Source organism: Scytonema sp. HK-05 (assembly GCF_963872035.1).
In the GTDB taxonomy this organism is placed as follows: Bacteria; Cyanobacteriota; Cyanobacteriia; order Cyanobacteriales; family Nostocaceae; genus Kalymmatonema.
In genome coordinates this window covers 20,596-46,491 of the sequence record NZ_CAWMYC010000153.1, presented here as the reverse complement: position 1 = coordinate 46,491, position 25,896 = coordinate 20,596, and the positions used below count along the sequence as shown (strand labels likewise).

At 41.5% G+C, this 25,896-nt stretch carries 21 protein-coding genes and 1 pseudogene; 17 read left to right on the top strand and 5 right to left on the bottom strand.

Features of this window, described 5'->3' with window-relative positions; all coding sequences use genetic code 11:
* The first annotated feature begins 575 nt into the window (after positions 1-575).
* From AACT52_RS35555 to AACT52_RS35540, 4 genes are all read left to right on the top strand, one after another.
* Entirely contained in the window at positions 576-1,070 is a 495-nt protein-coding gene (locus AACT52_RS35555; protein ID WP_083630732.1) for a hypothetical protein, read from the top strand.
* 180 nt (positions 1,071-1,250) lie between these two features.
* Entirely contained in the window at positions 1,251-2,426 is a 1,176-nt protein-coding gene (locus tag AACT52_RS35550; protein WP_158054917.1) for a LeuA family protein, read from the top strand.
* 3 nt (positions 2,427-2,429) lie between these two features.
* Positions 2,430-3,071: a hypothetical protein gene (locus AACT52_RS35545; protein ID WP_073635122.1), complete on the top strand. Its 642-nt coding sequence runs from the start codon at positions 2,430-2,432 to the stop codon at positions 3,069-3,071.
* 176 nt (positions 3,072-3,247) lie between these two features.
* Positions 3,248-3,631, top strand: a complete 384-nt coding sequence (locus AACT52_RS35540; RefSeq protein WP_073635121.1) for a hypothetical protein — start codon at positions 3,248-3,250, stop codon at positions 3,629-3,631.
* Positions 3,632-3,849: 218 nt separating this feature from the next.
* Here AACT52_RS35540 and devC read toward each other — a convergent pair whose 3' ends face one another.
* The 5 genes and pseudogenes from devC to AACT52_RS35515 form a co-directional block, all read right to left on the bottom strand.
* Positions 3,850-5,019 (bottom strand): ABC transporter permease DevC, encoded by a 1,170-nt coding sequence (devC, locus tag AACT52_RS35535; protein ID WP_073635120.1) that lies wholly within the window; start codon positions 5,017-5,019, stop codon positions 3,850-3,852.
* A gap of 37 nt (positions 5,020-5,056) precedes the next feature.
* Positions 5,057-6,241, bottom strand: coding sequence for an ABC exporter membrane fusion protein (locus AACT52_RS35530; RefSeq protein ID WP_073635119.1), 1,185 nt, complete (start codon positions 6,239-6,241; stop codon positions 5,057-5,059).
* Positions 6,242-6,267: 26 nt separating this feature from the next.
* Entirely contained in the window at positions 6,268-7,152 is an 885-nt protein-coding gene (locus tag AACT52_RS35525; RefSeq protein WP_073635118.1) for a DUF3102 domain-containing protein, read from the bottom strand.
* Positions 7,153-7,448: 296 nt separating this feature from the next.
* Entirely contained in the window at positions 7,449-8,729 is a 1,281-nt protein-coding gene (gene iscB, locus AACT52_RS35520; RefSeq protein ID WP_073635117.1) for an RNA-guided endonuclease IscB, read from the bottom strand.
* Positions 8,730-9,092: 363 nt separating this feature from the next.
* A pseudogene (locus AACT52_RS35515) lies at positions 9,093-9,259 on the bottom strand (helix-turn-helix domain-containing protein); the annotation flags it as partial.
* A gap of 1,500 nt (positions 9,260-10,759) precedes the next feature.
* On the opposite strand from AACT52_RS35515, the gene hemF reads away from it, so the two are divergent.
* From hemF to hemB, 13 genes are all read left to right on the top strand, one after another.
* Entirely contained in the window at positions 10,760-11,773 is a 1,014-nt protein-coding gene (hemF, locus tag AACT52_RS35510) for an oxygen-dependent coproporphyrinogen oxidase (protein WP_073635115.1), read from the top strand.
* 588 nt (positions 11,774-12,361) lie between these two features.
* Positions 12,362-13,003, top strand: a complete 642-nt coding sequence (locus AACT52_RS35505) for a hypothetical protein (protein WP_073635113.1) — start codon at positions 12,362-12,364, stop codon at positions 13,001-13,003.
* Positions 13,004-13,213: 210 nt separating this feature from the next.
* Positions 13,214-14,635, top strand: coding sequence for an FAD-binding protein (locus AACT52_RS35500; protein WP_083630731.1), 1,422 nt, complete (start codon positions 13,214-13,216; stop codon positions 14,633-14,635).
* A 92-nt stretch (positions 14,636-14,727) separates the two neighbouring features.
* The gene (locus AACT52_RS35495) at positions 14,728-16,068 is read left to right on the top strand and encodes a glutamyl-tRNA reductase (protein WP_073635112.1); all 1,341 of its coding nucleotides are present in this window, start codon (positions 14,728-14,730) and stop codon (positions 16,066-16,068) included.
* A gap of 82 nt (positions 16,069-16,150) precedes the next feature.
* Positions 16,151-17,215 carry an aromatic ring-hydroxylating dioxygenase subunit alpha gene (locus tag AACT52_RS35490; RefSeq protein ID WP_073635111.1) on the top strand — a complete coding sequence of 355 codons (1,065 nt, stop codon included), beginning with the start codon at positions 16,151-16,153 and terminating at the stop codon, positions 17,213-17,215.
* Between the two features lie 285 nt (positions 17,216-17,500).
* Positions 17,501-18,571 carry an aromatic ring-hydroxylating dioxygenase subunit alpha gene (locus tag AACT52_RS35485; protein ID WP_073635110.1) on the top strand — a complete coding sequence of 357 codons (1,071 nt, stop codon included), beginning with the start codon at positions 17,501-17,503 and terminating at the stop codon, positions 18,569-18,571.
* Positions 18,572-18,689: 118 nt separating this feature from the next.
* Positions 18,690-19,307, top strand: a complete 618-nt coding sequence (locus tag AACT52_RS35480; protein ID WP_083630730.1) for a cupin domain-containing protein — start codon at positions 18,690-18,692, stop codon at positions 19,305-19,307.
* Between the two features lie 130 nt (positions 19,308-19,437).
* A complete protein-coding gene (locus tag AACT52_RS35475; protein ID WP_073635126.1) occupies positions 19,438-20,808 on the top strand; it encodes a cytochrome P450 in 1,371 nt (456 codons plus the stop codon).
* A 2-nt stretch (positions 20,809-20,810) separates the two neighbouring features.
* Positions 20,811-20,990 (top strand): hypothetical protein, encoded by a 180-nt coding sequence (locus AACT52_RS35470; protein WP_073635109.1) that lies wholly within the window; start codon positions 20,811-20,813, stop codon positions 20,988-20,990.
* 464 nt (positions 20,991-21,454) lie between these two features.
* Positions 21,455-22,324, top strand: coding sequence for a class I SAM-dependent methyltransferase (locus AACT52_RS35465; RefSeq protein WP_233154155.1), 870 nt, complete (start codon positions 21,455-21,457; stop codon positions 22,322-22,324).
* A gap of 147 nt (positions 22,325-22,471) precedes the next feature.
* Positions 22,472-23,524, top strand: coding sequence for a uroporphyrinogen decarboxylase (gene hemE / locus AACT52_RS35460; RefSeq protein ID WP_233154154.1), 1,053 nt, complete (start codon positions 22,472-22,474; stop codon positions 23,522-23,524).
* A gap of 5 nt (positions 23,525-23,529) precedes the next feature.
* Positions 23,530-24,516 (top strand): hydroxymethylbilane synthase, encoded by a 987-nt coding sequence (gene hemC / locus AACT52_RS35455; RefSeq protein WP_073635106.1) that lies wholly within the window; start codon positions 23,530-23,532, stop codon positions 24,514-24,516.
* Between the two features lie 248 nt (positions 24,517-24,764).
* Positions 24,765-25,745, top strand: coding sequence for a porphobilinogen synthase (hemB, locus tag AACT52_RS35450; RefSeq protein ID WP_073635105.1), 981 nt, complete (start codon positions 24,765-24,767; stop codon positions 25,743-25,745).
* Positions 25,746-25,896 lie beyond the last annotated feature (151 nt).

Genomic DNA, 25,896 nt, shown 5'->3' with positions numbered 1-25,896 from the left:
AAGACAGTTAAGACAGTTAAGACAGTTAAGACAGTTAAGACAGTTAAGACAGTTTCAAGCTTGTCTCAAAAAAAGTGGGAAAAGTAAGAAAAGTAGGATGTTTGATACCTTTTGATACCTTTTATTTATATTTACAAAAAACCAAGTTATTGCTAATATACCTACAGGGAAAAATCCAAAATATTAACAAAAAAAATTGACTTACGATACCAAACTCAGTTTTTTTTACCAAGAAGAACTCAGGAGTCAGGACTCAAGAGCCAGAATGACACAATTACGAAGCCGCAGATGAGTCGAGGTTTAAAGCCCCTACTTATAAGTATGGATTCGTAAAAATGCGGAGCATCGTATTTGAAACCCCCGGATTCATCCGTGGGGATATTCTGAATTCTGAGTTCTGACTTCTGACTCCTTTTCATAAATTATCCTTCTTATGCCTCTAATCTTTAGAGATTCCAAAGTGATTAAAAAGCTTAAGAATATAAAAATAATTAATCATTGATTAATTAAGAGTAATAAAGATTAAAATAAAATCTGTAATTTCCAAAATGAATTGGACAATTCAAGGAAATAAAATGGCTACCAATATTTCAGAAAAAAAGAGTGATTTAGGCGCTTTGTGGTTTTTGAATGAGCAGTACAGTTTAACACAGCGTCCATTAGACGCTTATGAAGTTTACTTCAAAGCACTTCTTGCTTGTGCTAACGGCGATGGGACACTAACAGATGAAGAAAGAGATTGGGTGCTTGGACTTGCCGATGCCAGCGGTTGCGGATCTGAAATTCTTGAAAAACTCAAAGTTTATGAAGCTGATGAAGATATAGAGGCACTAGTTAGTCGTTCTCATACATCCAATGAATCGCGACGTTGGGTAATTTATGATGCGATCAAAGCTTGTTCTGCTGATAAAGAATATAGTGAACAAGAACGGAATGTAGTACTCATAGCAGCAAAGAAACTTGGAATCTCTGAAGACGTAGTTAAACAAATTGAAGAATTTTGTTTAGAGGAAGCCAAAATCCGTCAAAAACGGATAGCACTGATGTATCCTAATGGTTCACCTTTATAACTGAACTCTTCTTCAAGAAGAGGGAAATTTTCTGTCTGCCTGCACAGTCTAGAAATTTAAAGCCTGCTTGCGCAGGCTTTGTATGTGTAGCGAAATCATGCGCGGGTGTCAGCTATAACTGTCCGTTTTTTCTACGGGGTTCTGCTCGATTAAGCTAAAACCTCAGTTTGTAGTAGTGCCTTGCGTAATGCAGTTACTGCTTCTAAAGTTGAGAGACAAAAGCAAATGAAAATTTTTGAAACCACATTGCGGGATGGAGAACAAGCGGCGTTTATTCATCTTGAGCCCAGGCAGAAAGCTGATATTGCAGTTTCACTGGAAGCGATGGGCGTCGATATAATTGATGCAGGATTTCCCATCGCCTCAACGCTTGATTGGGAGGGTGCTTATGCGATCGCTGATGCAACCAACAAAGTCCAGTTAAGCGTAGCGGCCAGACATATACCAAAGGACATTAAAGCAGCCTACAGTGCGGTAAAACATCATATAGACCGCTCTAGATTGGCGACATGGGTCATGCCGTACGAATTATACACTCGCCATGCAAACGACTTCAATATCCGCAGAAGGATCATTGATTCATCGCGTAAGGTAGTGATCTATGGGCGAGAAATTTTTCCGGCTGTACAGTACTATTTGGTTTACTGTGGTAACCGAGACAAGGATTTTCTGCGTGAATTGGCTTGCGAAGTAGCGGATGCTGGTGCTACATGCATAACGATTGCAGATAGTCAGAGTACTCTCAATCCAGATAGTCTCGCATCTTTGGTGAGTTTCATTAAAGAGAGCTTACCGACAAGTATCGACATATCTATTCATTGTCACAATAATATGGGGCTTGCCCTCACCAATACTGTGGCAGCAATTAAAGCTGGTGCCAATCAGGTAGAAGCAACTATTGGGGGAATGGGTGATGCCGGTGGAAATACATCACTTGAACAGATTCTGGCGTACGCCAGTTATTTTGAGAAAAATAATCCTTTATTCCAATCTGGCTGCCGTCTTGACAGCCTTTACAAGATTGCCTGTGAGCTGAGCAAGCTGACTGGTTTTCAGTTTGCATCCAATCAACCGTTTATTGGCCCAGACACTTTTACTGTTGAAACAGGTATACACCATTCACTTGCTGAAAAAATTCCAAACAGCACATTTGATCTGAAAGTGATTGGTCGTAATATTGAGTCTATTGTTGGAAGACACAGCGGAATTGTTGGCCTCCGTAACAAACTGCAAGAGATTGGTGTAGACACCTCGTCCATAAATTTTCATATTCTTTACTCAAAAGTTATGGAAGCTTCAGAGACAGAAGGCACAGTATCTAACGATACACTACTCCGGTTAGTTAAGGAGATGTAATACATGGATATCACTGTTATTAAATATGACGATGAAGCACTTTTAGAAATCAAACGGCACCTGAGCGAAGGACAACCTGTTATCTTGCCCAACCCTTCTCCTTTACCATATATGGTAGTGGCTGTTTCTCCAGTAATAATCAATAGCCTGAAACGTAGATCGATTGATCAATACGTGGCTTCTTTTATCGGCAGGTTCGAGGCTGTAAAACAATATTTCAATCTCGACCAATACGGCATGGAAATAGCTGAAAAATGCCTCGTTGAACAAAAAATGACAGTGCTGTGTCCAGTAAAGAACGATATTGAGGTGCCGGCATTCCTTCTACCCTCCCTAAATAAAAATCATGTTCTGTTGTTTGCTGCCCATTTGGCTGGATTACAGCAGTTATGCCTTCAATTTCCTTCACTGTATGTCAGCAGCGGGAACGTGACAACGATGGAGCCAAAACAATTTTGCACAGATGTGCAAGCCCAGTTCAAGGAATTTGGAAACCCTGAATTCAGATTGCTCCTAGTAGATGGAGATCATTTCCGGGACAGACATCAACGCCATGGCTCAACAACAATGGTTGCGATCTCGCGGACTGGCGAACTTTCTGTTAAGCGCAAGGGCATACAGCAGCTACACCTGGATAAAAGCTAACAGGGCGTTGCACCTGACACGTTCCACATTGCCGTCGGTGAGCTTTATCGTTGCGGCTCAAGTTATCGGTGGGGACACAGCCGCGAAAGAGTCTGTTGTATTGAGATGATTTGGAAGTACCACATGAGTACGGGTGATTTTGTGCTTTTGGATCAGCTTAACTTTTATGTTTTGATATGGATTTATTAATTATCTTGGCTGAAGCCAGTCTTGTAATCTTCGTTTTCTTTTTAGTAAACTGGCTTGTGGGTAAGGTCTTCAAGCTACTGTTGAAAAACTCTGTAGTTAAAAGCGAGGGAAGAAGTATCAAAACCCTGCGTCAAAACATTACAGGGTTGTTGATAGCCACTTGTTTAGTACTGTGTATTTTGATTGTGGGTGCTAATGGTTTTCTACTGTATCGAGGCGCAAACCTTCAACAATATACACTCTTGTTGATTCACCGTGTTCCACCAGGATTTTGGGTAACTTTAGGAATAGGTATAGCGAGAGAGCATTGGTATTTTGATTTTAGCGGCGAGCGCTCAGAAATTCCTTTATCGTTGGCTCAAGGTAGCTAGCATTCGTGCTAAAAACTTTGAACAAAACACTGCCGACGATAAAAGTATTGATACTTTCTTTGACAACCTCAACAACATCATTACTTGCGGGATATGGCTGTGGGCTCTCATCTGCTGTAGCCAGTTTCTCAAATTGCCAGCAGTTGTTTCCCAGTACTTATAACTAAACTACAAATCAACCCATCACACAACACCTTAAAAGGGCTAGTCCTACGAGCTTAGAAAATGTCAGCTGGATCAGCTTGCTGTAACTTCCGCAAGGCGATCGCTCCTGCTCCAATACACATGACGATGGTCAACACTAGTACTAATGTCGCACGACTTAGTTTCATGGCAATCGGTAAAAGCGTCGCGGATCGAGTAAGGGTGTAAAGTCCTGTTGAGAGTATAACCCCTGGCACAAAGCCCAAAGCTGCTAAGATAAGAGCCTCTTGAATCACAACTCCAATGAAATACACATCACTGTAGCCCATTGCCTTCAATGTGGCGTATTCTGGCAAATGATTAGAAATATCTGTGTAAAGAATTTGATACACAATCACCACCCCAACTAAAAAGCCAAGGACTACGCCTAAACCAAAGATGATACCGATAGGAGAGTCTTTTGTCCAATATGCACGTTCACGATCAGCAAATTCATCCAGGGTTAGCACGAGTAAATCATCCGGCACAATTGCTTGTAATTTTGCCTGTACCCCCTTAATTGTTGCGTTTGATTTGACTTTAACGACACCCACATCAATTTTGTCAGGTTGACGCTCGGTAAAGAGCCGCAAAAAGGTAGAATCACTAGTGATGAGATTGCCCTCAGCAGCAAAAGAAGAACCAAGCGCAAATAATCCAACAATTTGAATTTCCAAATTATTAACCTGAACCGAAAGCGGATTTTCCTTTTTCAACAAAGTTGGAACATCCCCAAGCTTAGGAAGTCTTGCAGCTTTGTCAAACAGTGCTCGATTTAATAACTTAAGTTCTTCCAAGTGTTGATTCACTTCCGGGAAGTTCAATACTGACTGATTTGGATCAATCCCGTAAGCATAGATTTGGCGACTGGTTTGGTTCTCAGGATTTCGCCACGTTACCTGACCAATATACAGTGAGCTAACGGACGCTACACCGTCAATGCCCCTTGCCTGATAGAGATTTTCTCTTGAGAAACTTTTGAGGGATGTAAGGTTATCAGACAGTTTATTGACTAAAAATAAATCTCCTCGAATTTTAGTATAAAATTGCACTTGTCCATCATTCAGTGCATCCTTCATTCCGAGTTGGACAAACATAAGCAAATCGGCAAAAGCAATCCCTGCTATAGCAACCAGCAGGCGTGCTTTTTCATGGCTCATTTGCAACCAAGCTAACGGCGTTTTGCGGAATAATTTACGAAACATGAATTCATTGATACTAAAGTGCTTACTGACTATTAGTTCATGGCAGATTCGGTTGAATAGCGACCTGTACTTGCAAGTTGGTGAAATTAGCAACCTTTTGACTATCTTCTACATTGAGGCGAATCCTCACTTCAATGACCTTGCGATCAAGATTTTCTCCAGGTTTTCCGCTCGTAACCTCTTGTTGAAGTACCTGTAGCCCAATGAGGCGAACAATTCCACGCACTTGACCGGGGAATGATTCGCTTGTGATAATTGCTTGTTGACCTTCACGAACTTTACCAATATCAGTCTTATAGACCTCTGCTACGACTTGCATTTGGTCAGTTTGTCCCAAATCAGCGATGCCTTTTTCGCCAACGACTTCTCCAGGTTTGGCGTAAATATTGAGAATGCGACCTGCAATCGGTGCGCGGATGTATGCTTCAGCTAAGTCAGCTTTAGCCTTTTTGACTGTAGTGATTGCCTTTTCTACCTGGGCTTGAACTGAGAGCACATCAACCGGACGTACCTCAGCAATCTTGTTTAAGGTGGCTTTAGCTTGTCTGATTTGCTCTTGTAGTGTGTTTGCACTTTGGTTTTGCCTAGCTTTAGCTTCGTTAAGCTGTGCCTGTGCTGTGTCTAAAGTAAGCCGCTTGCGGTCTAGCTCTGAAGCAGAGGTTGCTCCCTCTTTGTATAGTGACAAATAGCGATTATAGTCAGCATTAGCAGTTCTGACCTCTGTTTGCCAGCGAGTAATTGAGGCTTGTTGAGTTGCAATTTCACCCTTTAGCTGTTGCTCAGTACGAATAATTTCAGCTTCCTGAGCTGCAATCTCTCCAGATTTGGCACCAGCTTTCACTTTTGCCAGATCTGCCTGCAATACCTTGACCTGTGCTTGTGTTTCAAGTAAGGCATTTTGCAGACGAGCTTGTGCATCCATAATTGCTATGACCTGACCAGCTTTAACGCGATCGCCTCGTTGTACCAGCAATTTAGTCACACGATCATTGGTCAATGTAGCAGGTACAGATACTTTGATAACTTCCGTTACTGGTTCTAATCGTCCTAAAGCAGTGATTTGCCGAATGGTTGGAGCAGCTTCTACTACTCTACTTGGCTTACTGGTCTGTGTTAATGGGGAGATGCCATAAAAAACTGTTGTGCCTGTAATCGCAGTCACACCGAGAATTAGGGCAAGCCTCCATCGATGTAAACGCTTTAATAATATATGGAGGTTCATGTTGACTATACTCTTAAAGCAACTGTTCATTCCTCAATTGTTGGAGGCTGAAGTGATATTCTGATAACCACTTTAAGGTCAGTCGCAGTCGCTTCTTGAATTTCAGCTACCTCCCCAAACCATTTGTCGTCTTTGAGATTCAAGTCAGTGATGTGAAGAAGATGACCAACTCCAAATGGTAATTGAGTTTTTATGTCTACTGGCTCTTTGGGTAAATCATCACTTCTATTAGCATTGGAAACTATGTCATTAAACCGATTACTTATCTGAAATTGTGCTGGTGTTTCTACTTTTTTGTCAAGTAGCTTATCTTTAGATTTTTTCACAACATTAGTACTTTGAGTACCTATAACTGGTGCCGTTTGAAGTGGCTCAGTAGGATGAGATGTTGTCCTCATTATTCTTTCAGTAGTAATGTCAATAGCATTGTAACTAGAAGTTATAGGCTTGGTTAATTCTTTATGTTGGTTGGTAATTTCTTTAACTTTAGCGTGAGTAATGACCTCTCCCTGTCCAGCACGTTTAAAGGCTTCTTGAAGAACAACCTCAGGAGTGGATGGAGATGCTAAAACATAAAGTGCTGAAGCATCGATAGACAAATCTGTGAAATTCACACTTTTGAATCTTCGAGTGATCTGCATAAACTTTCTGGCTGTCCACATTCCCCAATTAAACTCAGCTTTTAACCAATCCTCAAAATGTCCATGTCCTAATTTTTCTTTAACCTCCAGCAGCTTCTGTCCAATTTTGATAAAATCCTCTGCTGTTCGTCTCATCAAACTCTTGATTTCTTTAGTATGTAGTTGAAGAAATAGTTTTGTTCTAGGGTCTAAGACTGAGTAGTCAAAACTTTGTTCTTCTTGATTAGAAAGTTGCTTTGTTGAACTAAACAGTGATTGATTGAAAGACATAAGCAGTTAGCCCCCTGTAAATTTATCAAAAATTTGATTCTAAGTAAGTCGGTGGAAAAAATCGTAAGCGTGTAACGAAATTTTAACCAGTTTGAGTTGAGTAAAATTTAAAACGTTCTGTGCTGTAGTTCCCCTGTTCTCCTCGAGCTTGAATTCCGTTAATGACGGCATGAACCTTCCGTGTAACTCATCATCAAATAAATGGAAATCATAGAAACCTCACGGGATGCGGGAAACCCTGCGGCTTTAGCCCTGGGAGGGAAGCGGCACGGGGCAATTTATTGCCCGTCGTATTCTCAAAATCCATAATTGTAACCATCTTTTTTGTGAACTGAAACACAGTTTTTATAGCCAATTCCTTGAATTAATCCGTTTGCAGTTGAAATGTTGAAACTTCCAGTAGAACGCACCGTAACCCTACCAACATACGTTCCAATCTTTTTACCACTTGTAACAACCGCTTTCACTATGTCACCCGTCTGAAAACCTTTAACAAACTTGTTTCGAGGTACGTAGCGACAAGGGAATCCAAACTTATCAGTACGGCACATTTGACGTGTTCCATGACCTGTTGCTGTAATTTTCAAAGATCTATCCGTCAGTATTTCAAGCATCTCAACTGTACCTACACACGCGGCATCTAACCAGTGAGTTTTAGCTAATCCTAGTCGAGTGCGGTTGAATTTAGTCAGCCCACCAGACCCTGTTGAGACTGATAATCCCGTCTCTTTAAGTCGCTCTTTGAGCGCCCAACGAGTTGAATTGACCGCTGCCGCATCTTTGAGTGGTCGCTTTGCTTGTGCTTTGATTTTTTTCAATAAATCCGGTTTCTTGACCAAGAATTGCTCAATATCTTGCGTCCCCTTTTTTAAGTTACATTTTTCACAAGCAAGACAAAGGTTAGAAAGTCGATTAGATCCGCCCTTGGCTTTTGGTTGGATATGTTCAATCTGCAATGGAACATTTTCAACCGCGCAGTACGCACACTTTCTATCCCATTTATTAAGCAAATATTCTCGAACTTCGTACCCTACAAGTTCCCCTTGTTGGTATTCAATACCGCTAATTTCTGGATTTTCCATCTTTTGTAAGTCAAATTTAACTAACTCTTGAACAATGGAATTCACAGGTGCAAGCCTGATAAATTTGTTCACCCAAGTCATAGTTGTCTCTACGCGATGCTGTAGGCTTGGGGCTAGCCAACCTGTAGGGCGCACACGATTTAGAAAACGGGCTTTACGATAACGAGTATGCCGACTCCGCCGACCTCGTCGCAAACTACGCCTAGATTCTAAACTAGCTTTGATTGTTTGACCTCGATGCGTCAGTTCTGCACCAAAAACAACTTTTGAACCCTGAAGTAAGGCAATACCAGTTGTTTTAGATCCAGGGTCTAACTTAATAGTGACTGATTCTGGGGTTTCGTCTACTTTCTTTTTCAGAGTTATCGTGAAGGGATATTGACGATACACTGATGCTTTACCCGACTTAAGTAATGACCGAGCAACACCTGGTGTACAGGGTGTGAGCGGTTTTAAGTCAGCGTCTAGAACGAAAACGAAATTAGATTTAGACATTGTTGCGTCTCCTCTGTTTTCACGTAAAGTTAGCTTTGACCTTGATATTGGAGCTTGTTAGACCTACAACACTGTCTCAGTGACTTTAAGACTGTTTAATTGCAGATGACAGAGCAAGGAGCTAGCTACGCACTCCAGGGTGTCGTGACTCAAATATCGGCTACCTATTTCTAAGTGGTCTGGTCAGCACAGCTTGCTTGATTTCTCTTACAAGCTCAATTCCTTTAGGGTTGAGTTACTGACCCTGTTTTATGCTGTCGTTTGTATACTAATACGAGCATTGTAGAATTACAAGGACAGTTAAGACAGTTAAGACAGTTAAGAAAATATTTAATAAACGCTTAATATTTCATGTAGCTTACAAGCTTGTTTCCACCCTGTTATCGAACCCAGTGGCACATCTAAAATCGTTTGAATTTCCGAGATACTTGTAGCCTTGATAAACCAGCTTAACTGCCAACGCTTTCCTTACCTCACGAGCTTCGCAGACGAAGAGCGATAAATTCTTGTAGTTCTGCGATTGCGTTTGGCACTGGGCTTTGCCCAATCGCCTGTTGGGTGATTTTCTCTGGGATCGTCGCGGTTTCTAAATTCCAGACTTGAAAGTTTTCTTCCAACTCTTGAATTCAAGTATGACAATTTTTTAAGAAGATGTAAAGTTTTTTATAGAGATTCCAACTCATTTAAATTTGATACTAGAAAAATAGCAATATAGGCTAATCTAAAAAGCAGGCTTTTTTATGCTTACGGTTAGTGTTAGCTCATTATTAATTAAGCAGTATTAACACTCGGATAACGGTTTGAATAAGATTTGGTTCCCTCTTTGCCCCCTTTTTAAGGGGGGAACAAAGCCTCTCAAGGGGATTGGTCAGAACAAAATAATTTGGATGCAGACGGAGACAGATAAAGGCTTAATAAATAAAAGTCGGTTTTGTTTAATGTATTCGCTTTTGTACGAGCAGCATTTTAGGGAAATTTACTTAGATATATACAAATCTGTGAAATTCACAGATTTGTTGATTCAAACCTTTAACTTCTGACGGCTTTATCCACTCCTAAGGAGCTTTGTTAGCAAACCTTAGAGCGCTGATAGAGCCATCTCAAAAATTAGGTTTTGTACCTAGAAAGAGCAATTTTTAGTTGACCTTAAATCTTGCACAATTTTTAATATCTGTAGGTAAGGCAAATGTCTTACAACCTAAAAATAAACATTTGGGTCAATGTATGGCGTAACCCCACTTACAAACATTTTGTTATTGCAATTAGTGCAACTTATAAAGTTGTACTAAACTACAAAAATGCTTTTTCCTAATTGAAATAATAATTTAGCGCTCTAGTACCGCTTGGCGAAATTCGCTCATTCACGCATGCTTACATCACAAGCTTTTCGGTTATTTTGTAGATGCGTAGCGGCTTCCCGTAGGGTATGGTAGCTTTATTTCCGCCATCGTGTACTAGATAGATATCGCTGAAAATTTCGCATATATATGAGGAAAACGGTGTTTATATGTGAGAAACACCATCTGTTTGTCATTCAGATGAGATTTCTGCAATCTCTTTTTTAGACTTTAACTAAGAGAGAAAAGTTGTGTGAATTTGAGCATTATCAAAGTATGCTCAGGTTTTTTATGTAACCATTATTTATTGTATTTTACAAAAATCAATGAACATTTAGAGGTAGTAAAAATGCAAGATATGTCTAAAGAAATAGGCTCAAAAAAATTATTTAGAGTATGTATTAATGAGTGTTATAAATAAGTAGGGTTTTGTATTGCATCTATTTTTTATTTGTGTTAGTGTCTTAATCGTAACAGGGTATTTGATTGCTTTATTGATAGTCTAGTTTGAGAGTTAGAGAGTTACAAGATTTCAACAAATCGATTTGTTGACGAGTCATTGCAAAATATCTCAAAAATTTTAGACCTTCGTCGAACTAGCGTTTTTGAGTGACAACGCGAAATTGTAATCAGTCGGAGAAAGCCGTAGTCAATCGTAGCAGTAATTATTGACTTTTGGAGAAAAAATAGACCATGCTCGAAATAATAGAAACACTAGAAAAACCCGTGCATAAAGAACAAAATATGCATGGAAAAATACAAAAAGTTTTCAGACAGATGTTTGAGAACACTTGTCAGGCTATTGAACAACTAGATGGCAAAAAGTTTATCGAACAGCCTTGGACCCGTGACAAAAAAAGCATTTGGATATCTGGTGAGAGTAGTGATGACACAGTATATGTTGACCGGGTTTTGCACGGCGGAAATGTCTTTGAAAAGATAGGAGTCAACTACGTAGCAATCAAGGGTGAAATGCCTTCTGGAATGAGCTTCCAGAAGTCGGGTGCTCTCGCGACAGGAGCAGCTGATCAAGTAACTGGTGACAAAGCCACCCCCTACTTTGCCACAGGTACTAGCTTTGTTATCCATCCCCATAACCCGATGGCACCTATTGCACATGTCAACTACCGCTTTTTCCAGCTTGGTGATGGTACGCAACCGGGTTACTGGTGGTTTGGCGGTGGTGCAGATCTTACACCAGCATACCTTTTTGAAGAAGATGCAGTTCATTTTCATAAGGCGCATAAAGAAGTTTGCGATCGCCACGATCCCTCCTATTACCCACGGTTTAAAAAGGGGTGTGATGAGTATTTCCATATCTCACATCGGGGTGAAAGCCGAGGGATCGGTGGAATTTTCTTCGACCATCTAAACGATCGCACTGTAGAAGAGCTGCTTTCGTTTGTCACAGATTGTACCGAGGCGTTTGTTCCTGCTTATATACCGCTTGTGGAAAGACGTAAGGATATGGCCTTTACAGAGGAGAACAAGTACTGGCAATGTATTGTTCGTGGGCGCTACGTGGAGTTCATTTTAACCTCTGACCGTGGTGCACGCTTCGGTTTAGCAAGCGGCATGGTAAATGTGCAAAGTGTGTTCAACTGTATGCCTCCTGTAGCTGACTGGAAATATGATGACCAACCTACTCTTGGCACTCAGGAGGCAATGCTTAGAGAAGTGCTGAAAACTCCTCGAGAGTGGCTGTAGCTCTTTGGATGGTGATGATTCGGTTCTGTGGTAACCGTTCAAGGGGTATCAAAATAATTTCATACCGTTGACTAACAAGTCTTTCAAAACTCCCCAAGCTACAAAGTTTATTGAGATGAAAGTCTCTTGTGAGCCACTGCAAAATTCACAGATAGTAGAGCACACTTGCTCAAAACTATATCGCTACCTTATGAACGGTTACATTCTTGGCATTAATAGCAATAGGAATAGGGACAATTGAGCGTAGACAATGAAATAGATATTTGTGACATAAGGGGAATACAAATGCTGGACATAAGGCGATCAAAGGCTAAAACTAGATTCGAGAATCGATTCAAAAACTCAAAAAAAGCTGTGACAGGAAATAAGCTACATGAAAAAAATATCGTTTTTCAAAAGATAAAACGACACAATGAGCTTATGATGAGCGTACTTGAAGCCGACGACATTATATTAGTTTGCCGTAATACTCTCAGATACCTTCTTGTTGGTATGATTATGCTTTGCCTATTGGCTAGCTTGTAATTTTTTTCTGTTCTATATAGTGATTTCTTGTTTGTTCTAAATTCAAAAAAAGGGAGAATAAAAATGACAACTGAACTGAAAATGGAAAATGATAAGATCGGTGCAGGTGACCTACGGATGGAAGACATCCTGAACATCAATGAATCAAAAGCTTTGAATTTGTTTAGAAACAGATTTATAAGATATAAAAAGCTAGCAGCAGAAATAGGAGATGAAGCGGCTTTTGAAAAAATGATGGAAAAATATCCTGACCAACAGAAGGCATTGATGGGCGCTTTCATTGATAACGCCACCCTAGCTGAAGGCTTCAAAAAACCGATTCCTCTACTGCGAATGATGGGCTTCATTACGGAAATAGTAGATATTTCCCAAAATGGAATAGACGCTACAATTGAAATTCAAAGAGTTTGCCCAGCTTTGTCCATTGCTAAAGAGTATGGTTTCGAGACTCCCTGTTATCTCCTCTGTGAAATGGAACAAGAAGCAGCTAGAAGAGCTTTTCCTGGGATGAAGGCTGAAATTCTCAGTAAACAAGCTGAAGGTGACTGCGTTTGTGTATTCAAGTATGAAAGACCTGCTCAAACAATAACAAAATCAACGCAGAATACACAAAGTGCGTTTTCTAAAGTAAAAAATTTATTTCAAGTAGTTCCCATCCTGCTCAAGATTGGGCTTAAAATGCTCAAAATCCGGGTCTCTAAATAAGTTACTTAGGTAAATACATACTTTATAGCTGTTACCAATCTAGTCCTCGTAAAAATGATTTTTAGACGACACGCTTTCCTAACCGAAGTTAGTCTAAAAATTGAGTAACAGCTGCATTTATTACCATCTGATGCTTTGGCTATATGAGGATAATTGTTGTGCAGTTTAGTCTGAAATCCTACTTGTAAATACAGCAAAAAAGGTTGTTAGATGAATAGTATTGTATCTGATCTAAAACATATTATTGAAGGCAATGTTAGTAGCCTAAAAGAGGATTTAGCAACAGTTTCTCAAGATTTTGGCGGCATTATTCAAAAACAGCCTCAGGTTGTTGTTCGTCCTCAAAATTCTATTGACGTTGCTAACGCAATCAAGTATGCTGCTGATAAAGAGTTAACGATTTCTTCACGGGCTGCAGGACATACATCAAGTGGTCAATCTTTGAACCAAGACGGAATCCTCTTGGATATGAGGAGCCTCAATCAAATTCATGAGTTTGACTCAGATCGATTGTGGTTTAAAGCTGATACTGGTGTGACTTGGAAGAAGGTAGTTGATGCCTCAATACCACAAGGCTTGATTCCTCCTGTCCTCACCAATAACTTTGACGTAACTATAGGAGGAACCCATTCTGCCGGTGGGTTGGGGCGGAACTCCTTTCGTTATGGATCGCAAGCTGATAATTGCATTGGTTTAGAAGTTGTAACCGGAACAGGGGATCTGGTCTGGTGTACGCCAGAAGAGAACAGCGAACTTTTTTATCACGTTCTTTGCGGTTATGGTCAGTTTGGCATCATTACCCAGATACAGCATAAACTCAGACAATACCGCCCTTTGACCCGTACCTATTTTCTTTGCTATGACGACTTAGAACTCCTCTTGAATGATGAGCGTCTCCTCGTACTCGAAGAGCGTGTCGATGGTTTGCTCTCTCTATTCTCCCCATGTGTGATGGGAGTATCGAGGACAGGGGTAAATGGAATACAACCTCTGATTAAATGGTTTTATAGGATGCAGATTACTCTGGAGGTGGACTCTGCAAACGATATTAATGAGGAAGAACTTCTCTCTAGTCTAAAGTTCTATCGTCATATCTACACTGAAGACCTTACCTTTGAAAAGTTCGTTCAACCAATAGCAGAAGTACCTCATCCTGTAGGCACTGCAAATCCTTGGATAGACGTGATATTACCAGGATCGGTCGCCAAAGAATATATCGAAACTGCACTCAAGCGCATACCTAGTTTTATTGACTTCAGAAATACACCGGTGGGTTCTTTTTGTATGCTTTCTCGCAATACCAATATGCCCATGTTCCCTTTACCGGAAGAAGAGTTTATTCTCGGATTTGGAATGTATCCCACCATCCCTAAGTCTCAGCTTCAACCTGTTTTAGAACAAGTAAATCTACTTAGTGACCTCGGTTTGCAAGCAGGCGGTAAAAGATATATGGCTAGTTGGGTGGAATTTGACCTTCCTCAATGGAGACTTCAGTTTGGTGATTACTGGCCTAAAGTCAATGAGATGAAAAGGAAATACGACCCCAAGGCAATACTCAACCCTGGCTTTTTCCAGTACGAGCAGGTTGCACAGACCGATTTGAACAGTAATTCGGCTTATGTATTGGCATAAGCAAGATGAGAGCCAAAATCTGCGCAATATGCTAATCGTCTGTAAGACCTTGGCAGTAAGAAAAGGAAAGGAAAAACTTAAAGGGAGGATGCATGGATATTGCTGTTGTAGGTCTTAGCCACAAGACAGCTCCTGTTGAAATTCGTGAGAAACTGAGTATTCCAGAGGATAAAATTGAAAAGGCGATCGCGCATTTACATAGCTGTTTTCACATTGAAGAAGCGGCTATTGTTAGCACCTGCAACCGCCTAGAGATTTATGCTGTCGTTACTAAGACAGAGCAGGCAACTCAGGAGGTCGCTCAGTTTCTGGCTGAGCATAGTCAATTGCCTTCCGACGACCTCTCTCAACACCTATTTACTCTACGGCAGCAGGATGCCGTTAAGCATTTAATGTGGGTTGCTTCTGGGCTAGATAGCTTGGTGATAGGAGAAGGGCAAATTTTGGCTCAAGTCAAACACACCCACAAGTTAATCCAACAACATAATGGCTGCACGAGACGCATCCTCAATCACTTATTCAAGCAAGCCATTACGGCTGCAAAGCGGGTTAGAACAGAGACCGCGATTGGTACAGGTGCTGTCTCGATTAGTTCTGCTGCGGTAGAGTTAGCCCAAATCAAGGTACAGAATTTATCGGAGTGCCGAGTCACAATTGTGGGCGCAGGCAACATGGCTCGACGGTTAGTGCAACATCTATTAGCGCAAAAAGTAACCCAGATTTCAATTGTAAATCGTTCTATCGAGCGAGCTAAAGAATTGGCGAATGAGTTCAGCGATACGCAATTGCAATGTTATCCACTTGATGAAATGATGACGGTAGTTGCAGCATCGGACTTAGTCTTTACTAGCACTTCTTCTATAGAACCACTGCTGGATCGAGCTAAACTCGAAGCCAGTTTGAAACCAAATCAGCCTTTGATGCTGTTCGATATATCAGTTCCTCGCAACGTTGATGCAGATGTCAATGAGCTAACTCACGTTCAAGCATTTAATGTTGATGATTTGAAGACCGTCGTTGTCCAAAATCAAGAAAGCCGCCGACAAATAGCAATGGAAGCGCAAGCGTTGATAGAAGAGGAGTTAAAAGCGTTTCACACCTGGTGGCATTCACGGGAAACTGTTCCCATTATTAGTTGTTTACGGGAAAAAATAGAAAGCATTCGCGAACAAGAGTTAGAAAAAGCTTTGTCGCGCCTAGGTAGTGAATTTACCAATAAACATCAAAAAGCTGTCGAAGCCCTAACTCGAGGTATTGTGAACAAAATTCTCCACGAACCGATGGTGTGTCTGCGGACGCAGCAGGATGTGGAAACGCAACGCCTTGCTGGCGAAGCTCTGCAAATGTTGTTTAACCTAGAAGCTTGTGTTATTTCACGACATCTGTTAGACGCAGAAAAGCAACCTAGTGCTGTTACGAGTTCCCAAACCTAATTTGATGATTGTACAAAGGACGCCCTCATTAGTTAACTTTATCTGTGTCAACATTCATTTATTGAGATAGTAGGAGCTAAAAATGTTAAAAAACTTTTGGTACGGTTGCGAATTTAGCTCAGCCGTTACTAGTCAGCCTAAGCAAATCGTGATGTTAAATCAGAAATTTGTCCTTTACCGTGATTCCCAAGGACAAGTCGTAGCACTCAAAGACCAGTGTTCACATCGCGGTGCCGCACTCTCTTTAGGTTGGGTAGAAGACGGCTGTATTCGTTGTCCTTATCATGGATGGAAATTTCAAGCGGATGGCAAATGCATTGACATTCCTGCCAATGCACCCGAAACACCTATACCCAAAAAAGCTCGGATTGAGACATACCCAGTGCAGGAAAAATACGGTTATGTCTGGCTTTTTTATGGAGACTTACCAGAAGAAGAACGCCCCCCAATCCCACCCTTTCCAGAGTTTGAAGATCCGACTTTTAATCAAATTTTCTTGGAATTAAAATATCAGACTCATTACACTCGCTGCATCGAAAATACTCTTGACTCAGCCCATTTAGCTATCGTTCATGCTAAGTCATTTGGTGCAGGATTTAGGCAAGATCCAAGGGTTCCAGATTATCAAGTTCAAGAGGAGAATTGGGGTATTAGTGCCAAAATAAAATATGCAAATTTCACTAAGCCCCAAAATATATTTAAGCTCTTTTTTAGTCCATCATACACAGAGCTTAATACAAAAACCACCTTCTATTTGCCTAATATTACAAAAGTTGAGGTAGACTTTGTTCGTGGCAAGATGATCAATTATGCTATTCATCTTCCTGTTGATGAAAATACAACTATTACTAAGCGGATTCAATTTCGCAATGTTCTTAAACAGCAATGGGCAGACAGCTTATTTGTGAAGTCTCTCTACAAATCTCTTAATGAAGACAGAATAGTAAGCGAGTCACAATATCCCGCAGTCATACCCGACAGTTTATCAGCCGAAGTCCATTGTCCTTCTGATGCCTTGCCCCTTGCCTATCGCAAACTCCGCCAAAAATATTTAGCAATGGGTTGGGGTTTGAAGTCTAATAATTGTCAATCAAACAACTTCAATAGTCATCTAGAACAACATTCTTCTACTTTAGTCGTGAAGTAGATTCATATCTCATCTTAAGTTGCTTTCACAGAAAAAGTTTTCTGATTTTCTGCTTCATCATTTTCTTCTTTGTGTTTTTGTTTATTTTATGCTTATGTAAGCAAAATGGCGACTGCAACTTTGTTTCCAATGGGCAAGATAAGCTGATGCAGGTTGAAATTGTTTAAAAACTCGTTATGGTCTTTGACTATTAACTGTTGACACTCAACACTCAACAGTTGACTCGAGTTAATATTCAATTTAAATTGACAACGGTTTTATTTCTTCAAAAAGTAGGAGTTAAAAGTGTTAAAGAACTTTTGGTATGCTTGTGAATTTAGTGCAGATGTTACTAACAAGCCTAAGCAAATCGTGATGTTAAATCAAAGATTTGTACTCTACCGTGATTCCCAAGGGCAAGTCATAGCACTCAAAGACCAGTGTCCACATCGTGGTGCTGCTCTCTCTCTAGGTTGGGTAGAAGATAGCTGTATTCGTTGTCCTTATCATGGATGGAAATTTCAAGCGGATGGCAAATGCATTGACATTCCTGCCAATGCACCCGAAACACCTATTCCTAAAAAAGCTCGCGTTCAGACATACCCAGTGCAGGAAAAATACGGTTATGTCTGGCTTTTTTATGGAGACTTACCAGAACAAGAGCGCCACCCCTTACCAACTCTTCCAGAATACTTATTCTCATCTTTGCGTCCCGTTTGCCATTCGGCTATAGAGCCTGCTAATTACGCTCGCCTCATAGAAGCTAATATTGACTTTGCCCATGTGATCGCCATCCATAAGAAATCTTTTGGTCAGAGAATCCCACTGGACCAAACTATTAGATATCGAGTCGAGGAAGACGACTGGAGCGCAGTTGCTACATACACTTATGATTCTCTAGGTAGCTCAAAAAGTTTCCTAAACTTTTTACTGGGTGGACGTCCGCAGTTGACAATAAGATTGAGTTTTTACTTACCTAACGTTACCTTAGCTGAAATTAACGTAGGCGGAGATGGTAAATTTGCTATCAAGTTCGGTATTTTAGTTGCCTTCTTTCCGATTGATGAAAACACGACTTCTGCCAAACGTATTTTGTATCGCAACATTTTAAAACAACCCTGGCTAGATAGTTTCGTCAAAAATATGGACTATAAACTAGCTCATGAAGATACCATAGTTGTCGAAACTTTAACCTCTCAACCAATGCCCAGAATATCAGAAGAACTTCATGTTGCTGCTGATGCTCTCGATCTTTCTTATCGTAAGCTTCGGCAAAAATATCTGGCGAAGGGCTGGGGTCTAGAGCCATCTAATAGTGCGTCAAATAACTCAAACGGACATTCAGTGCAATCTGTTTTTACCTCGTTAATGCACTAGCTACACATTGTTTGTAGTAGCGCTTAAGCGCAATTAAGAACCTTCTTTCATCTGTAGCCAGGTTTTCGGGAAATAGTATTGCAAGTGCCAGTTTACGAAAATAAGGAAATTTCTAAAAATGGTATCAAATCGTCAAAATTCTCACTCTCCTGACACTTCGTTGGCTGCAACTAAAGAAAGTTTAACAGACGCTTCAACAAGTTTGTCACAACCGGAACCCATTCAAAATCCTGTCACAGGTGAGTGCTTAACAGTCCTTTGCTCTACTCGCGATAGCGATGGAGAGCGTCTCTTGCTCCGCTTTGACCTTCCACCAAAAGCCACAAGTGTTCCCTCGCACTACCATCTCACCATCACAGAGACGTTCGAGGTGTTAAACGGAGAACTCGAGATGGAGTTGAGTGAAAAAAGAAACAGAATGACACTCCGTCCTGGAGAAGTTGTACCAGTTCCCCCGGGTATGCATCATTCTTTCTGGAATGCATCTGACGAGTGGGTAACGTTCACAACCCTTGTACAGCCTGCAGCGGAATTTGAGAAGTTCATTAAAGGTATGTACACTATGGCTCGGAATGGGGTGAGTGCTAATTTGTTACAATTTGCTTTGCTTGTCGAGAAATCAGACTCCATATTAGTCAACCACCCATTGTTCCTCCAAAAGCTAATTGGTGCAGTCTTGATCCCGATCGCTCACCTTCTAAAGGTAGAACAATCTCTAAGCAAATATTGGTCATAAGTTGATCGCACAGAAGCTTGACCAAGCTTTTATGAGACAAAGGCTGCATCAGTTTAGCGCACTCGCGTACTTATCGAGGAAATTTTTACCTCTTTTCACTATTGTTACCTCGCTTTCTCAAAAAAAATCAATGAAGTTAATGAATACACCTCACAAATTATCTTTATGGGATTTGGTGCAATGGACTGTCTACCCTGCAAATTTTTTGGATGCTTGCAGTAGGCGCTATGGCGATATTTTCACAGTACAGTTGCCTGGTCAACAACCTAGCATATTTGTTAGTCACCCCGAAGCCCTCAAGGATATTTTTACCGCTCCTTCAGAATCTTTTGACTTCAGAGAAGGTAATCAAATATTGGATTTTATCTTCAGAGAGCATTCTTTACTGATGATGAATGGCAAATCTCATCTACGCCAACGTAAGTTAATGATGCCTCCTTTTCACGGAGAACGCATGGCTCATTATGGCAAGCTCATTTGTGGATTGACTGAACAGATGATGAAGACGTGGAGCGTTGGAGAATCTGTCAGTATCAATTTATGTATGCATAAAATCACTCAGAATGTTCTATTTCATGTTGTTTTTGGCTCCACAAAAACAGAGCGTTCAGAACAATTACGCCAAAAATTGCTTGCGTTAATAGAGATGACTACCTCTACATTTTTTGCGCTCAATGCTTTGCTTCCACCTTTACGCAAAGATTTGGGACCTTGGAGTGCATGGGGAAGTTTTCTCCGCATACAGAATGAACTAGATGAACTTCTCTATGCTGAAATTACTGAACGCCGTATGCAACCTGAATCAGAACGGACTGACATTCTTAGCTTGTTAATGACAGCTCGTGATGAAGAGGGTCAGCCGATGACTAATGAGGAATTGCGCGATGAATTGATTACAGTACTTGTATCTGGTTATGACACAACATCAACAGCCCTTATGTGGGCAATGTACTGGATTCACCAAACGCCTAGCGTACGTGAGCGACTGCTCAAAGAACTGAATAATATTAAAGACCCATCAGATACTAAAGCGATTTCTCAACTTCCATATCTCACAGCTACCTGTCAAGAGACACTGCGCTTACGCCCAGGGCTTGTAGTTGGATTCTTAAGGGTAGCCAAAACCCCAATCAAGATGATGGATTATGAATTGCCTGTAGGTTCGCGAATTTGGCCCAATATTTATTCCGCTCACCGTCGTGAGGAAGTCTACCCAGATTCCGAAAAGTTCAACCCGGAACGTTTTCTGGAACGGCATTTTTCTCCTTATGAATATTTACCATTTGGTGGTGGAACTCGGATTTGTATCGGGCAGGCTCTCGCAAATTATCAAATGAAGCTTGTACTGTTTAGTATCTTAACACGTTATCAGATGACACTAGCTGATCCCCGTCCAATTCATCCTATCCGTCGTGGTCCAGGTTTACAACCCTTGGGAAATTTGCGTATGATTGTGACTGCACAACACCATCGTCAATCAAATGTACCAGCGCTAGCCTGATCATGTCCAGAGAAGTAGTTATCGTTAACATTTTTGGAGGGAGAGAGGAAGAGAGGGAGAGAAGGAGAGAAGGAGAGAAGGAGAGAAGGAGAGAAGGAGAGAAGGAGAGAGAAAGAGAGGGAGAGAGGGAGAGAGGGAGAGTTTTAAAGTTTTTGCACAGATGGTCTGATCGTAATATCTAACAACTTTGTCTTGGAGCTGATTAACCCTAAAAAAAGTTTGGAGCATTCGGTGTTTATTAATTACCAGCTTTGCATCAACAATCTGATTGAGTAGGTCTGAAGAACGTCGGGATGGTGGTCGCTCACTCCAACGCTACACGCGGAAAATCCACCATAGGCGACTGGCAAACTCGAAGGAATTTAGCACCTGTGGAACAGCTTGAACAATCTTTGAAACGTCAGTAATCGCCAAAAGCCGATCTTGAGCAGTAATGGATAATAATTACACGATTGCTATTCTTGTGGCTTGTTTATATCAACATAATTATGCTTTTGAAGCCCTTGTTAATAGCGTTTGAGATGCACTTAGCCTGACTAATTAACCGGACTTGATATTAGAAAAAATTAGCTTTAAGACACAAATAATTGCTTGAAATTGGATGAGCTGACATAACTAAGACAAACGGTATCAAGGTATGATTCAAATGCAAACAAGTGACTTTGAAAAAGTTAGCCCTACTGCTTTCATGGTGAGTTCATTTAGAGGGTTAACTGATATTCCCTATGCCAAAGAATTAGCTCAACAGGCAGAAGCACAGTTAAGCGGCCAATCCCTGCCACAACTTAAGGAAAAACCTGTTGGGCTCGCGATACATTTAGAAGCTCGTTATAAAGCCATTAACCAAGTTATGGCTCAATACCCAACCACGCAAGTTTTAGAACTTGCATCCGGGTTACTTCCAAGAGGTCTTGTGATGTCTTGCGATCCCAACATCACGTTTATTGAAAGTGACTTACCTGAGATGATTGCTTACAAACAACAACAAGTTCAACAACTTGTTGGAGAACGTGCTAATCTACACTTTCTACAAATTGATGCAACTCACCCTTCTAATGAGTTTTTGAAGAGTATTAATTATCTGACGCCGGGACAACCTGTTGTGATTGTGTGTGAGGGGTTACTCATGTATCTCACACGCTCAGAAAAACAACAAGTATGTGCCAATGTCCGAGAAATACTTAAAGCTTACAGTGGGGTCTGGATTACTTCTGATTTTATATCTGAAGCGGGTTTTAAGCAGGCTCTACAAAATGACGTTGGATTGCAGGCACAAATACAAAGTATTCAAAGCTTCACAGACAGAGTTGACAGTGAAAATTATGGTTTTGAAATACCTGAGCAAGCCTTGCAATTTGCTTGTGAACAAGGATTTCATGTGACAGAGTATAGTTTGACAAATGTAGTGAACCAGTTAAGCTCTACAGAAGTCTTAGGTATTGATCCAGAAATAGCGAGGCAAATGCTTGCTGGGCAATCTGTTTTTGCAATGACTCTTGATACAGTTGACCGTTGAGCTTAGATGCAAACATTGTCTTAAACCACTTTGTACAGAAGTAGCTAGAGTAATACTCTTTCTGCTGAAGTTAAACAAGTGAATCGGGTTATTCCATTTCACGAAATAGTTGATACAAACAAAGCTTCTTAATGCATGGAGAAATGTATGGGAAATTATAGATTGCTACAAGCAGCTCAAGGTGAAGTTCTGGAGCGCCCTCCAGTATGGATGATGCGCCAAGCTGGTCGCTACATGAAAGTCTATCGGGATTTGCGTCAGAAGTATCCTTCTTTTCGCGAGCGTTCTGAAACCCCCGATCTAGCTGTGGAAATTTCTCTGCAACCTTTTCATGCCTTCAAACCCGACGGTGTGATTATGTTCTCAGATATCCTGACACCGTTGCCCGGTATTGGTATCCCTTTTGACATTATCGAAAGTAAGGGACCAGTATTTGAACATCCAATCCGAACCCAGGCACAAGTTGATGCCCTCACTCCTCTTGACCCTGAAGCTTCTTTATCATTTGTGCGTGAAATCTTGACAACTCTGCGCCAAGAAGTTAATGGTCAAGCCACTGTCTTAGGCTTTGTCGGTGCTCCTTGGACACTAGCTGCTTATGCTGTGGAAGGCAAAAGCTCAAAAGACTACTCGATTATCAAAAGCATGGCTTTCTCAGAGCCAGCGATGCTACACCAATTTTTAGGTAAACTAGCAGATGCGATCGCCATCTATGCTCGTTACCAAATTGATTCTGGTGCTCAAGTAGTGCAAATGTTCGATTCTTGGGCAGGACAACTCAGTCCCCAAGACTTCGAGACTTTTGCTTTGCCTTACCAAAAACGCGTCGTCGAACAGGTCAAAGCAACCCATCCAGACACACCCCTCATCCTGTACATCAACGGCAGTGCTGGGATATTAGAACTCATGGCACAATCTGGGGTAGATATCGTTAGTGTAGACTGGACAGTTGACATCGCAGTGGCACGGCAGCGCCTCGGAGCAAATATTGGAGTTCAAGGAAATCTAGATCCTTGTGTTTTGTTTGGTTCTCAAGAGTTTATCCGCGATCGCATCCTCAACACTGTGCGCAAAGCCGGAAATCAGGGACATATCTTCAATCTCGGTCACGGAGTTTTACAGAACACACCTGAAGAAAATGTTGCTTTCTTTTTTGAGACTGTAAAGCAGTCCCATAACTTATTAAATAACTCTAACTAAGATGTATGACTCAACTCAACTCTGCGTTGCCTAGCATTTCTCATCCTTCCCGCACTCTCCGCATCGGTTCTCGTGAGAGCCAGCTCGCTTTAATACAAACTTACTACGTACGAGAAAAACTTCAGAAACACTTTCCCGAGCATACGTTTGAAATCTGCACAATGTCTACTCAAGGCGACAAAATTCTGGATGTCGCCTTAGCTAAGATTGGTGACAAAGGGTTGTTTACCAAAGAACTAGAAGTCGGGATGCTTCGGCATGAAATTGACTTTGCTGTTCATTCTCTCAAAGACTTGCCGACTCGCCTGCCAGAGGGGTTAGTTCTAGGAGTTGTCACGGAACGGGAAAATCCAGCTGATGCCCTTGTGGTTCATGCTAAGCATCAAGATAAACAAATTGAAACCTTACCATCTGGGGCTGTCATAGGTACATCTTCTCTGCGACGTCTGGCTCAGCTACGCCATCACTTCCCTCATCTAACATTTAAAGATATTCGAGGAAACTTGAATACACGACTGCAAAAACTTGATGCTGGTGAGTATGATGCGCTTATTTTGGCAGCGGCTGGATTACAGCGCCTGGGAATGAGCGATCGCATTCATCAAGTTCTGCCTGCTGAAATTTCTCTTCATGCAGTGGGACAAGGAGCCTTGGGCATTGAATGTCGTGCTGACGATCTGGAAGTGCTGTCAATACTCAAAACAATTGAACACGTACCAACGCGCGATCGCGTTCTCGCTGAGCGTGCCTTCTTGCGGGAACTAGAAGGCGGTTGCCAAGTGCCAATTGGTGTTAATACTCAGCTTGACGGGAATATACTCACTTTGACAGGAATAGTAGCCAGTTTAGATGGTCAACATCTGGTGAAAGATACTGTTACTGGTACTACTACCCAAGCAGAACAACTAGGTATTGAACTGGCTCAAAGTCTACGGCAACAAGGAGCGCAGGAAATTTTGTCGGAAATTTTTGAGACAGTCCAACGGGGCTAAAGAAGTTTGTTCAAGGATTGTTAAGCGAAAGCTAAAGGATTACCTAAGCCATTACGTTATATCAAGTCCGGTTGATTAGTTATTATTCGGTGGCTCTGTGCAAAAACCTTAAAACCCTGTCAATAAATCGCCCTGCCCCCTACAGTCTTAATGATAAGTCTTTAACCGGACATGATATTACACGCCTAAGCATTGGTGAGACAAAGCCCTTCAATAGTTAGTTTTTTCCCTTCATATATACAAACGCTATGTTTCCCAACCACCGCCCTCGTCGCCTTAGAAGCCATTCCCAACTACGTCGGATGGTACGTGAAACTGTCTTAACAACTAGTGATTTAATTTACCCTCTCTTTGCCGTACCAGGTGAAGCAATTGCCAAAGAAGTTAAATCGATGCCAGGAGTTTACCAGTTGTCGGTGGACAAAATCGTGGAAGAAGCTAAGGCTGTTTACGACCTTGGTATCCCCGGAATTATCCTGTTTGGCATTCCAGAAGATAAAGATATAGAAGCAACTGGTGCATGGCATGACTGTGGCATTGTGCAAAAAGCCGCCACTGCTGTGAAAGAGGCAGTGCCAGAATTAATTGTCATTGCTGATACTTGCTTGTGTGAATACACGAGTCATGGACACTGCGGCTATCTGGAAGTTGGTGATTTGACTGGACGTGTCTTGAATGACCCAACTCTGGAGTTGCTGAAAAAAACAGCGGTTTCTCAAGCCAAAGCCGGTGCAGATATCATCGCTCCTTCGGGAATGATGGATGGGTTTGTGCAGGCGATTCGGACAGGATTGGATGAAGCTGGTTACGAAGACACGCCGATTCTGTCGTATGCTGCTAAGTATGCTTCGTCTTACTATGGTCCTTTCCGTGATGCAGCAGAATCCACACCACAATTTGGCGATCGCCGCACTTACCAAATGGACCCAGGTAATGCCCGTGAAGCCATTAAAGAAATTGAACTCGATATTGCTGAAGGGGCTGATATGCTGATGGTCAAGCCAGCTTTAGCCTATATGGACATTATCTGGCGTGTTAAAGAAGCAAGCAACTTGCCAGTTGCCGCCTACAACGTCTCTGGCGAATATTCCATGATTAAGGCTGCTGCACTCAACGGTTGGATTGACGAACAGCGGGTGGTGATAGAAACTTTGACAGGTTTTAAACGCGCTGGTGCTGACTTGATTTTGACTTATCATGCCAAAGATGCTGCCCGTTGGTTAAGTTAATACCAAGTTGGGTTCAAATATGTCATTCTGACCGAACGCGAGTGCGTGCCGCAGGCATAGGGAAGAATCTCGCGAGATGCTGAGTCCCTTTGGGACACGCTGCGCACATGAAGGAGCCTGCGCTTTGCGCTTACGCTTTACTACCGTTACG